Raw genomic sequence first — 11,311 nt, forward strand, 5'->3', positions numbered from 1 at the left:
AAGACGTTGCCTGTCGCGACGCTAGGGCAGCGACGGCAGGCAGCACTGCTCGACGAGTCGCCAGACCTCTTCGGGTGTTTCGCACGTGAGGGCGACAGCGGCCAGGGAGGCACAGGTGTCGTGGCTCAGCCGGCGGATGCGGGCCCGGACCTCGTCGAGTGCGGCGGGGCCGACCGAGAGGCTGTCGCAGCCGAGACCGATGAGAAGGGGGGTCACGAGGGGGTGTGCGGCGGCGTCACCGCAGACGGAGACCTGACGGTCGTGACGGTGGGCGGCGGTGACGACACGGGCGATGGCGTCGAGTACGGCGGGGTGTGCCGCCATGGCGGGGGTGGCAGTGGGGTCGCGCCGGTCCAGGTCCAGGATCTGACAGGTGAGGTCGTTGCTGCCGATGGAGAAGAAGGAGGCTTCCCTGGCGAGGTCGTCGGCCGCGGCGACGGCTTCGGGGAGCTCCACCATGATGCCCAGGGGTGGCATCGGGACGCCGGCTTCGGTGGCTGCGACCTCAAGGAGGCGTCGGCAGGCGCGCAGTTCGTCGACGCTCGCGACCATGGGGATCATGATGCGCATGTCGGTGTCGGCTCCGGCGCTGAGCAGGCCCCGGAACTGGTCGGCGAAAGCGTCCGGTCGGGCGAGCATGGGGGGCAGACCGCGCCCGAGACGCGCGCCCTCGGGGCGAGCGAGGAACGGCGGCAGTTTGTCGTCGGCGAAGTCGAGCGTACGGGCCGTGACGACCTGCCCGGTGAGAGCGCGCAGTACGGGGACGAGGGTGGCCGCGTGCTGAGCGCGGGTGGGCCATGCGGGGTGGTCGAGGAAGGGCAGTTCGGTGCGGAGCAGACCGACGCCTTCGGCGCCCGTGGTCAGGGCCGCGCGGGCCTCGGCCGGGGTGGCCACGTTGGCCCGCAGAACGATGCGGTGCTTGTCGAGTGTCTCGGCGGGCAGGTGCCGCTCTTCGGCGAGGGCGAGCCTGCGCGCCCGGTCGGTCTCCATCGCGTGCAGGGCCCTGGAGCGTTCGTCGTCACGGGGGTGGGCGACCGCGCCGGACTGATCGGTGTCGAGCAGGATCTCCTGCCCGTCGGGCAGTTCGAGCAGTTGGGGGTCGACGCCCAGGAGGAGGGGAATTCCCAGCGAGCGGGCGACGATCGCGGCGTGGGAGTTCGGACCGCCCGTCACGGAGATCGCGGCTGTCACCGTCTGGCCGGGTTCCAGCAGTTCGGCGGCGCCGATCTCGTGGGCCACCAGCACGAGGGGCTGATCGGGCGCGGGATCCGTCTCCCCGTGGAGATGGGCCAGGACGCGGCGGCCCACCTGCCGGACGTCCGCGGCGCGTTCGGCGAGAGTGGGATCGTCCAAGGCGGCGATGGTTCCTGCGTAGGTGTCGATGGCCTGCCGGATGGCAACGGGTACCGGCCGGCCGTCGTTCGCGCCCTGGATGGCCCGGTCCCGCAGATCCTGGTCCTGGGCGATGTAGCCGTTGACCTCGACGATGTCGGCCTGTTCGTCCTTGCCCTGTTCGCGCAGCGAGGTGGACAGGTCGAGCAGGCGGGTGGTGACGGCGTCGAAGGCGTCGGTGATCTGTCGCGTGGGATCGCCGCCGTCGCGGTGCGGGAGTGCGGTTCCGGTGGAGGGACGGTCGGTGCGGTGTACGACGCCGAGGGCTGTCCCGGGTGCGGCGGCGAGTCCGGAATAGGTGCGTCGGCCGGTCATTTGACCCCCAGCGTCTCGGCGAGGGCGCGGAAGACAAGGGCGGTGGAGGTGGCGCCCGGGTCCTGGTGGCCGATACTGCGGGCACCGAGGTAGGAGGCGCGGCCCTTGCGGGCCTGCATCGGGGTGGTGGCGCGCATGCCTTCTTCGGCCGCGTCGGCGGCGGCCACGGCCGCTGCGGCCAGGTCGGCTCCGGTATCGGCCTGTTCCTGGAAGGCGGCCAGTGCGGGGGCGTAGGCGTCGATCATGGTCTTGTCACCGGGTGAGGCCGCACCGAGCTTCTCGATGCTCGCGAGCCCGGCGGCCAGCGCCGCGGCGAACTGCTGTGTGGGGGCGGTGGGGGCGTCCAGGGCCTTGCCGATGGCGCGGAAGGCACCGCCGTAGAGCGGTCCGGAGGCACCTCCGACGGTGGAGATGAGGGTGGTGCCCGTCTTGACGAGTACGGCCCCGACGGTGTCGGGCTCGTAGTCGGCCAAGGCCGTGACGGCGGCGGAGAAGCCGCGCTGCATGTTGGTGCCGTGGTCGGCGTCGCCGATGGCCGAGTCGAGCTGGGTGAGGTGGTCCTTGTGCTGGTCCACGGCGGCTGCGATGGCCTGCACCCACGTGCGGGCGAGGTCGGTGTCCACGGGGTCTCCGTTCATGGTCGGTAAGGGCTGGTTGTCGGTGGTGGGGTGAGCCGGGGGTGGGGGATGACGCGAGGGATGCGATCCGGGCGGGCAGGCAGTGGGAGGGGCCCGCCCGGCCCCCGCGTGTTGCGTGGCCCCGCCCCCGGCTCGGTTTCAGACGCCCCAGCGCAGGGCCGGGGTGTTCACCGGCGCGTCCCACAGGGACAGCATGTCTGCATCGGCCTTGCATACGGTGAGAGAAACACCCGCCATGTCCAGGCTGGTCACGTAGTTGCCGACAAGGTTGCGGGCGACGACCACGCCCTTGTCCTCGAGCGCTACGGCGACCTCGTTGAAGAACACGTACAACTCGATGAGCGGAGTGCCGCCCAGGCCGTTGACCATGACTATGGTCTCGTCGCCGGCCGTCAGCGGCTGGTCGGCGAGGATGGCGTCCAGGGCGGTGGCCACGACCTCCCTGACGGGCCGGAGCTTCTCACGGCTGCGACCGGGTTCGCCGTGGATGCCGACGCCGACCTCCATCTCGTCCTCGGGCAGGTCGAAACCGGGCTTGCCGGAAGCGGGGTTGGTACACGCGGTCAGCGCCACGGCGAAGGACCGGGAGGCGGCGTTCACCCGCTTGGCCATCTCCGCCACGGCAGCGAGGTCGGCGCCCTGTTCGGCGAGCGCGCCCGCGATCTTCTCGACGAAGACCGTGGCTCCGGTGCCTCGGCGCCCGGCCGTCCAGGTGGAGTCCTGGACGGCGACGTCGTCGTCGACCAGGACGGTCTCCACCGTGATGCCTTCCTCCGCGGCCAGTTCGGCGGCCATCTGAAAGTTGAGGACGTCCCCGGTGTAGTTCTTCACGATGAAGAGCACGCCCGCACCGCCGTCGACGGCCTGGGCCGCGGCAAGCATCTGACCGGGCACGGGCGAGGTGAACACCTCGCCGGGGCAGGCGGCGTCCAGCATGCCCTGTCCGACGAAGCCGCCGTGCAGGGGTTCGTGCCCTGAACCGCCGCCGGATACGAGGGCGGCCTTGCCCGGCCCGGTACCCGTGGCGCGGGCGATCACCTTGTTCTCCAGGTCGACCTTCAGCCCGGGGTGGGCGGCTGCGATCCCGGACAGCGCCTCGGCCAGCACCGCTTCCGGCGCGTTGATGAACTTCTTCATGACAGGGCTCCTTCAGCGGCTGCGACCGGCTCGGTCGTCGACTCGGCGGTGGCGACACCGCGACGGGCGTTCAGGGCGACGTACAGGAAACCGGCGGCGACCGCGCCCCCGACGTCGCCGAGCAGGTAGACCGGCAACTGGCTCCAATGGACCGTGCCGTTGAACAACTGGCCGACCAGCATGGGGCCGACGACGCGGGCCGGGTTGATCGCGGAACTGGTGGCGGGTCCGACCACCATGATGACGGCGAACACCGCAAGTCCTATGGCGAGCCCGGCGAAACCGCCGGCCGAGCGGCGGTCGATGGCGCCGAAGACGACGAAGGCGAGGACGGCCGTGCCGATGGCCTCGGCGAAGAAGGCTTGGCCGACACTGATTTGGGGGCCGTACGAGGCGATGCCCAGACCGACGGTCACGGCCTGGTGGCCGAGCACCCCGATGATCGCGAGGGCTCCCAGGACCGCGCCGACGACTTGGGCGGTTATGTAGCCGGGGACGTCCCGCCAGGGCATCTTCCCCGTCGCGGCGAGCGTGAGGGTGATGGCCGGGTTGATCTGGCAGCCGGAGATGTGGCCGATCGCGTAGACCATCGCGATGACCACCGTGGCGAACGCCAGCGAGATCATGCCGAGATCGGCGAAGGTGAACGGGGCCTTGCCGTTGACGATGAGTGTCGCGGGGACTGAACCGACGCCGATGAAGACCAGCATCGCGGTGCCCAGCAGCTCGGCCACAAGCTTCTGTGGGTAGGTGTTTTCTTCCATGGAAGGCGCCCAGCGCCGAGCGTCGGCTTGGGCGTCTCACCTCCTCCGCGTGGAGCGGGCTGTGAAGGGAGGTGACCGCCAGGTGATCAGGGTCGGGGCACCTGGCGGCCGCGCAGGGGGAAGCCGGGAAGATTTGAGGCTCCGGCTGTATGGCGTTCACTATGGATGAACGTTGTTCCGGAAATTACGGCCACGTTTCCGGCCTGTCAAGAGGTTCGGCGGCCATCGCGTTCCGCTGGATACGACGAAGGCCCCACGGCATGCCGTGGGGCCTGGGTCACCCGGATCGGACGCGGGAAAGCCGACGGGCGCTCCCGGCCCGCGAGGGCAGATCAGGTCATCGTGGTGCGTCCGGCCGCCCCGCGCGGGGCACCCAGGTCGCGGGAAAGGTTGCGGGCGGTCTCCCGGACGGCGACCGCAAGCTCCTGGCGTGCCGATTCGGCCAGCAGCCGCTCGACCGGGCCGACGATGCCAAGAGCGCCGACCACCTCGCCGGAGCGGTCGAATACGGGAGAGGCGATACCCGCGTCCCCGATGGCGGACTCCTGGTCCTCGATCGCGTAGCCCGCCCTGAGGACTTCCTTCAACTGGCCCGCCAGCTCATCCGGGTCGGTGACGCTGGCGCCGGTGAGCACCGCCGGCTCTCCCTCGAGCAGGCGCTCACGCTCGCGGGCCGGAAGGAAGGCCACGATGGCCTTTCCCAGGGCACATGTGCTCCACGGGACGACGGCGCCCACCTCGAGGATCTGCACGGCACCCTCGGGGCGGAAGGCATGGTGCACCACCATGATGTGGTCACCGGTGAGCACGGCCACCCAGACCGCCTCGTTCGCCCGGTTCGCGAGCTGGTCCGACCAGGTCAGCGAGCGGGTGCGAAGCTCCTGGGTGTCCAGGTAGGCATTGCCGAGCTGTACGAGATCGGGGCCGAGCTGGTACTTCGAGCTGTCCCGGTCCTGCACCACCAGCCCCTCGGCCTCCAGCGTGCGCAGCAGCGCGTGCACGGTCGGCTTGGCCACGCCCAGGCGGTCGGCCAGCTCGGTCACGCCCAGGCGCGGCCCGGTGGACGCGAGCTCCCGGAGGATCTGGACCGCCCGCTGCACCGCCTGCACCATCGGAAATTGCCCCCTCGTTCACTATTGCTGAACAGCGTTCCGACATCTACGGTAACCGTTCATGAGCGCATCTGTCGGCATCGTACTCGTGTCCCACAGCGCCGAGCTCGCCGCGGGCCTTCGCCTGCTGGTGCAGCAGATCGGCTCCGACACGGTCCCCCTAGCCATCGCCGGAGGTACCGACGACGGCCGGATCGGCACCAGCTACGACCTCGTCCTCGCCGCCATCCGCCGCGTCGACCAGGGAGCCGGTGTCATCGTCCTGCCCGATCTCGGCAGCTCCGTTCTGACCGCCCGCACTGTCCTTGAAGACCATCCCAGCAGCGAAGTGCTGATCGTCGACGCGCCCTTCGTCGAAGGAGCCGTCGCAGCCGTCGTAACCGCCGCATCCGGCGCCGACCTGATGGCCGTCGCCGACGCCGCCGAGGAGGCCCGCCATGTCCACAAGCTCTGAGCCCACCACCACGACCGCGCCCCAGCACGAGACCGCTGTGGTTCTGCCCGCCAACCTCCACGCTCGGCCCGCCGGCCAACTCGCCCGGGCCGCAGCAGGCTTCACCAGTGCCATACGACTGGAGTACGCCGGCCGGACGGTCAATCCGACCGGTGTCCTGGCCGTCATGGGCCTGGGCGCCACGTTCGGCAGCACCGTGACCATCCGCGCCGAAGGCCATGACGCCGAAGAGGCCGTCACGGCGCTGAGTCGGATCCTGATGAACGCCGAGTGACCCGGCCGCCCCCAGCGACACCTGATCAGCCCCGCTTCCGGCACGAGAAGCGAGGAACAGTGGAGGCGGCGAGGGCGACCGGCCGATGTCCAGTGCCGCGGCACTAGCGGAGGTCGCCGCTGAGCACCCACAAGTGCCCGAAGGGGTCCTTCACCCTGCCCTGTCGCTTGCCGTAGGGGCGGTCCTCGACCGGGATCACGAGCTCGCCCCCGAGCTCCAGCATCCGGTCCGCCGTGGCACCCGGGTCGGACACATCGATCATGAGGAGGACGGGTGAACCGCCCACGGACCCGGGATCGTGCCAGCCCCACTCGTCGACGCTCTGCGCCAGCGCGAAAACCGAGGAGCCCAGGGCGAGTTCGGCATGGATCACGACTCCCGCGTCGTCGGTCACCCGCGAGGTCAAGGTGGCTCCCAGAGCCTTGGTGTAGAAGTCGATTCCCGCGTCGGCGTCGGACACGAGCAACTTGGGCTGAAGCTCACTGGTCATGGCTCGATGATCAGGGCGAAGGAAGTCTCCTGCCTTGTAGATTTCGGCCTTCCTCCGCGAGCCATGCGGTCGGTGTCGTCCGCATCAGGTCATGGAAGTCACGCACCAGGTGACTCTGGTCGTGGTATGCGCTCTCCGCGGCGATCTGGGCCCAGGATCCGGCCCCGTCCCCCGCACGACGGACGGCTGCCGACAGCCGCGCGACACGTGAGGCGAACTTCGGGCTGATCCCCACCGCGCTCTGCATCACCTGCCGCAGGCGCCGCGGGCTCAGGTGCACATGCCGTGCGAGATCCTCGACGGATACCTGTCCGTGACTGGCCTGGATGATCTTCAGTGTCTCGAGCGCGTACCGGGACACGTCAGGCTGATCAGCTCGTAACAGGCGCTCGAGGAGCCTGCGTCGCACGAGCGGACCCCGCTGGTCGGCCGGGCAGGCCGCCAGCTCCTCGCTCAGCCGGCTCACCCACGGCAGCAGCACATCGGCGCTGACGCCACCCGCGTCCACCTCGCTGAGCGGGACTGCGGTAAGGCGTTGGGCGGCCACGGGCGACAGTTCGACGTACACCATCGGCTGGTGCGGCCTCAGAACGACGGAGGGTGTGGCCGTGCCGGGCCGCATCATCCCGGTGACCACGGCCGGAACGCACCGGGCATGCCCGCCGTACCGGACTTCGATGGGTGCCCCGAGGCTGACGACCAGGCGCGACGACAGAGTCGGGAGGGCTCTGTGCAACCGAGGGGGGCCGGTGTGCTCGCTGAGGGCGACTACGCCGATGCCTGCCGCGCGACATGCCTGACGCAAATCCACGCGGCCATTCTCCCACCGCTGAGCGGCGTCAGGCCTGCCTGACCCTCGTCTGCCGGGTGCGGACGGCGACGAATCCCGTCCGCACCCCGCGGCCCCGGCCATCTGTTCAGGTGCCGGGCTCGTGCCGATGCAGCCCCTCACGCGCCGACCGCAGTTCCGGGAAGGGAATCCGGACCCGTGTGAGCAGATACGGAGCGCCCGTGGTGCCGCCCGTGCCCGAAAGGCCGCCCAGCGTTCGGTCGACCAGGACCAGATGGGCCACCTTCCACCGCCAGAAGCGGTAGCCGAGGTCGAGGAGGGCCTCCGCCATGCGGTGCGCAGCGCCGGCACCTGACGCGCCGAGGCGGCAGATCTCCCCCACGCCGGTGCCGCGAGCGGCGAGCGCCTTGAGGAAGGCCCGGTACAGGGGACTCTCACCCTCGTCGGCGGTGCCCAGGCGCACCTCCAGCTCGTGGAAGTTGCGCGACTGGGCTCCGCTGGCGCTGCCCAGCCGGGCCCGGAACACGGCGAAGCGCTGGACCGGTAGCCGTTCCAGGAGCCGTACCGTGTCCTCCAGCAGGCCCATCACCGCCACGGCACGGTGCAGGTGTTCCAGCGCGAGTTCGATGCCGTCCGGCGCGGCCCGCCCGTCGGTGCACACCAGTGTCTCGGTCGCCGCGTCCAGGTCGTGCAGCACCTGGGTGAGCCACAGCTCGCTGGTCTGGTGGGCCACGATGAAGAACAGCTCGGCCGAGCCGGTGGCGGCACCGTCGTCCGGCGGCGACAGCGGCTCCTGGAGCGACAGCAGCCGCTCCAGGCGCAGATAGCCCGCGTAGTCCGGTCCGGTCACGGGGATCCGCCGTGGGAGCGCAGCCGCCTCACGTGCGTGAGCAGCCGTGTGACGCCGGTGTCGAGTTCGTCGGGGTCACCGCAGAACGCGAGCCGGACCAGGGTGCGGGCCTCGGCCGAGGGATCCGCCGACAGCACCCGGCCGTCGTCCGACAGCACGGGCCGCAGCGCGAACCCCGCAGCCGGCGCCACACCCACGTCGTGGGTCTCCAGCAGGCCGGCGGCGAACGTCTCCGCGTCGACGCCGGTGGAGCCTACGTCGATCACGGCGTACCAGCCGCCCTGCGGGAGTTCGGCGAGCAGTCCCGCCTCGCGGAGGGCGGGCAGGGCCCGGTCGCGGTTGGCCCGGACCATCCGGGCGTTGGCCCGTACGGCGTCCTGTGTCTTCAGCGCGATGAGTCCGGCGTACTGCACAGGTGTCGAGGGGCCGATGATGCTCGCCTCCTGCACCACGCGCATGGCGTGCGCGGCGGCGGCGTTCGGCGTCACCACGTAGCCCAGCCGGTATCCGGTCATCGCCAGGCTCTTGGAGAAGGAGAACGTACTGAAGACGCGCCGCTCGTCCTCGGGCACGCCGTTCTCCAGCGAGGCGAACGAGATGTGGTCGCCCTCGTACACGAAGTGCTCGTACGCCTCGTCGCTGATGATCTGGAGGTCGTGTGCGCGCGAGAGTTCGAGAATGCCTCTCATGCTCTCGGCGTCCAGCACCGCACCGGTCGGGTTGGCCGGGGAGTTCACCAGGACGGCCCGGGTGCGGGGGGTGAGGGCGGCACGCAGGGACTCGACGTCGGGGCGGTATCCGGGCCCGAGCGGGTAGAAGACGGGCCGGAATCCGGCGAGGAGGATCTGCTGGAGGTGGATCGGCCAGTGCAGCTCCGGCATCAGCAGTTCGTCGCCCGGCCCCGCCAGCGACTGGAACAGAGCGGCGAGCCCCTGGCAGGAGCCCGGTGTCACGAACACCCGTTCCGCACTGGTGTGGTGGCCGTTCTCCGTCTCCAGTTTCACCGCCAGTGCCTCCCGCAAGGAGGTCATGCCCTCGGCGGACGTGTAGGCCGTACGGCCGTCGCGCACCGCGTGCTCCACGGCCAGGGCCACCTCCCGCGGCGGCGGGAAGTACGGTTCCCCGACATGGAGTTTGACGACAGGCCGGCCGGTCGCCCGCTCCCGCTCCTCCGCGGCGCGGAAGACCGCGTGCAGACAGGACGGGGGGATGGTGCCGGCGCGCGGGACCGGGCCCATCAGCGGTCGCCGTCTGCGCCGACGGGCAGGGCGCCCGGGACGAACTCGTAGACGAAGAAGCTCTGGAGCTCCGCGGGCCGGTCGCCGATGACGTGCTTGGCGGCCTGCTCGAATCCGTTCACGGACAGCTCGTGCTCGACGATGAGCGGCGAGAGTTTGTGTTCCTCTTCGAACGACGTGACCATGTCGTCCTTGGTTATCTGCATCTCGGCGATGGCCACCTGCCAGCGGTCCCGCTCGATGGCGTAGTCGATGACGAACTTGTACCAGTTCCACAGCGTGCGCCTGCGGCGGTCCTCCAGGATCCGGGACCACTCGGGGACGGTGCCGCTTCGGCGGTACTCCTCGATCTCCTCCCGGCTGGCGAGCAGATGGCCCCCGCCGAGCTCGATGACCTCGGCGTTCTTCAGGCGTATGGCGTCGTCCTCCGTGCAGTACTCGGGACAGAACTCGTCGCCGAGTATCAGCACACCGCCCTCCTCCAGGAGGTCGCGCACATGCTGGAGATGGCTGTGCGGCAGATGGTGGTGGCTGCCCCAGGAGACGATGACGTCGAGCGGTTCCTTCCAGTCCGTGAAGGACTCGGTGAAGACCTCGGCGCGAGGGTGTGCCGCCAGTCGTTCGCGGGCCTGCCGGGCGGGGTTGGGCGCGATCTCGTTGGCGATCACACGGCAGTCGGGCAGCCGCTGTGCGATCAGTTCGGAGAGCACCCCCGACCCGGATCCCACGTCCATGACGGTCAGCGGGCGCCCTGCCGTCTCACGTTTCCTGGCCACCAGGTCCACGATGAGGTGGTCGCCATCGCTGATGTCGGGGTGGCCCTCGCGCATGACGGCGCCGACGTCGACGCGCTTGAATTCCTCACGGCCGTAGACCGTGGAAATCTCTTCGGTGCTCATTCTTTCTCTCCCTCGGCCTCTCCGGCACCGTCGTGACGTATGACATGCGCCGGGCTGCTGTACGGAAACGAGTGACGGGCATGCGGGAATGTTGCGGGAATCACGACGTGCGGCCGCCGTCGACGGGGATGAGGGCTCCGGTGACCCATCCGGCGGCCTCGGGGTCGAGCAGCCGGCACACCCAGGACGCGATGTCCTCCGGGGTTCCGAAGCGGCCGAGGGGGGTGCTGTCGACCATGTCGTCGCGCAGTCGCGCGACTTGTTCGGGGGCGAGTCCGAGATCGTCGTACATCGGGGTGTCGACCGGGCCGGGCAGCACCGCGTTGACCCGGACGAGCGGGGCGAGTTCCCGGGCCAGTGACCGGGTGAGGCTGTTCAGGGCGGCCTTGGAGGCGCCGTACACCGCCCGGTCGGGCATGGCCAGGACACCTCCGACGGAAGAGACGTTGACCACGGATCCGCCGCCGGCGCGCAGTGGGGGCAGGGCGGCCCGGATCAGGTGGACCGGGCCGAGCAGGTTGACGTCGAGCATGGCGTTCAGGTCGCTCGGATCGGCGTCGGCCAGTGGTCCGAACCGGGCCAGTCCCGCGTTGTTGACCAGGCCGTCCATCCCGCCGAAGCACTCCAGCGCGGCCTGTACGGCACGGGCCGCCGCGGCGGGCCGGGCGATGTCCGCCGGATGCACGAGCGCCTGTCCGTCTTGCGCCGCCTCGGCGGTCTCGCACAGCGCGGCGGCTCGGCGGCCGACCAGGACGACGCGGGCGCCCGCGCCGAACAACTGCCGTGCCACGGCGCGTCCGATACCGCTGCCGGCGCCGGTGACGAGGAAGGTCTTGTCGTGCAGGCTCATGAGGGGAATTCCGCTCGCTTTCTACCGCAGTTCGATATCGTCTGCGGCTTCCGCTTGCTGTCGCCCGTCGTCGGGAGCCTAAGGCCCGGCGCACCGGTACCGGCACAA

13 protein-coding genes are annotated in these 11,311 nt (G+C 70.3%); 2 read left to right on the forward strand and 11 right to left on the reverse strand.

What is annotated here, in order from left to right:
* Nucleotides 1-21: 21 nt before the first annotated feature.
* The 5 genes from ABZ845_RS08990 to ABZ845_RS09010 all read right to left on the reverse strand — a co-directional run bounded on the left by ABZ845_RS08990 (nucleotide 22) and on the right by ABZ845_RS09010 (nucleotide 5,358).
* Nucleotides 22-1,707 carry a putative PEP-binding protein gene (locus tag ABZ845_RS08990; RefSeq protein ID WP_360975006.1) on the reverse strand — a complete coding sequence of 562 codons (1,686 nt, stop codon included), beginning with the start codon at nucleotides 1,705-1,707 and terminating at the stop codon, nucleotides 22-24.
* On the reverse strand, nucleotides 1,704-2,345 hold the full coding sequence (dhaL, locus tag ABZ845_RS08995) for a dihydroxyacetone kinase subunit DhaL (RefSeq protein WP_360975009.1): 642 nt from the start codon (nucleotides 2,343-2,345) through the stop codon (nucleotides 1,704-1,706). The genes ABZ845_RS08990 and dhaL overlap by 4 nt, the downstream gene beginning before the upstream one ends.
* A 138-nt stretch (nucleotides 2,346-2,483) precedes the next feature.
* Nucleotides 2,484-3,482, reverse strand: coding sequence for a dihydroxyacetone kinase subunit DhaK (gene dhaK / locus ABZ845_RS09000; RefSeq protein ID WP_360975012.1), 999 nt, complete (start codon nucleotides 3,480-3,482; stop codon nucleotides 2,484-2,486).
* Nucleotides 3,479-4,246 carry an aquaporin gene (locus ABZ845_RS09005; RefSeq protein WP_360975015.1) on the reverse strand — a complete coding sequence of 256 codons (768 nt, stop codon included), beginning with the start codon at nucleotides 4,244-4,246 and terminating at the stop codon, nucleotides 3,479-3,481. The genes dhaK and ABZ845_RS09005 overlap by 4 nt, the downstream gene beginning before the upstream one ends.
* Nucleotides 4,247-4,578: 332 nt before the next feature.
* Nucleotides 4,579-5,358, reverse strand: coding sequence for an IclR family transcriptional regulator (locus ABZ845_RS09010; protein ID WP_360975018.1), 780 nt, complete (start codon nucleotides 5,356-5,358; stop codon nucleotides 4,579-4,581).
* 61 nt (nucleotides 5,359-5,419) lie between these two features.
* Here ABZ845_RS09010 and dhaM point away from each other — a divergent pair, with 61 nt between their 5' ends.
* Nucleotides 5,420-5,812, forward strand: a complete 393-nt coding sequence (gene dhaM / locus ABZ845_RS09015; RefSeq protein ID WP_360975021.1) for a dihydroxyacetone kinase phosphoryl donor subunit DhaM — start codon at nucleotides 5,420-5,422, stop codon at nucleotides 5,810-5,812.
* On the forward strand, nucleotides 5,796-6,086 hold the full coding sequence (locus tag ABZ845_RS09020; RefSeq protein ID WP_360975024.1) for an HPr family phosphocarrier protein: 291 nt from the start codon (nucleotides 5,796-5,798) through the stop codon (nucleotides 6,084-6,086). The genes dhaM and ABZ845_RS09020 overlap by 17 nt, the downstream gene beginning before the upstream one ends.
* Before the next feature lie 103 nt (nucleotides 6,087-6,189).
* On the opposite strand, the gene ABZ845_RS09025 is transcribed toward ABZ845_RS09020, so the two are convergent.
* The 6 genes from ABZ845_RS09025 to ABZ845_RS09050 form a co-directional block, all read right to left on the reverse strand.
* Complete coding sequence (locus ABZ845_RS09025; protein ID WP_360975027.1) at nucleotides 6,190-6,576, reverse strand: VOC family protein; 387 nt, start codon at nucleotides 6,574-6,576, stop codon at nucleotides 6,190-6,192.
* A 10-nt stretch (nucleotides 6,577-6,586) separates the two neighbouring features.
* Nucleotides 6,587-7,213 carry an AraC family transcriptional regulator gene (locus tag ABZ845_RS09030; protein ID WP_360975030.1) on the reverse strand — a complete coding sequence of 209 codons (627 nt, stop codon included), beginning with the start codon at nucleotides 7,211-7,213 and terminating at the stop codon, nucleotides 6,587-6,589.
* A 280-nt stretch (nucleotides 7,214-7,493) separates the two neighbouring features.
* Complete coding sequence (locus tag ABZ845_RS09035; protein ID WP_360975033.1) at nucleotides 7,494-8,216, reverse strand: tryptophan 2,3-dioxygenase family protein; 723 nt, start codon at nucleotides 8,214-8,216, stop codon at nucleotides 7,494-7,496.
* Entirely contained in the window at nucleotides 8,213-9,454 is a 1,242-nt protein-coding gene (locus tag ABZ845_RS09040; protein WP_360975036.1) for a pyridoxal phosphate-dependent aminotransferase, read from the reverse strand. Before ABZ845_RS09040 ends, ABZ845_RS09035 begins: the two co-directional genes overlap by 4 nt.
* Complete coding sequence (locus ABZ845_RS09045) at nucleotides 9,454-10,353, reverse strand: methyltransferase domain-containing protein (protein WP_360975039.1); 900 nt, start codon at nucleotides 10,351-10,353, stop codon at nucleotides 9,454-9,456. The genes ABZ845_RS09040 and ABZ845_RS09045 overlap by 1 nt, the downstream gene beginning before the upstream one ends.
* A 100-nt stretch (nucleotides 10,354-10,453) precedes the next feature.
* Entirely contained in the window at nucleotides 10,454-11,203 is a 750-nt protein-coding gene (locus tag ABZ845_RS09050) for a glucose 1-dehydrogenase (protein ID WP_360975042.1), read from the reverse strand.
* Nucleotides 11,204-11,311 lie beyond the last annotated feature (108 nt).

The sequence above is a fragment of the Streptomyces sp. NPDC047022 genome, from assembly GCF_040644155.1.
Classification (GTDB): Bacteria; Actinomycetota; Actinomycetes; order Streptomycetales; family Streptomycetaceae; genus Streptomyces.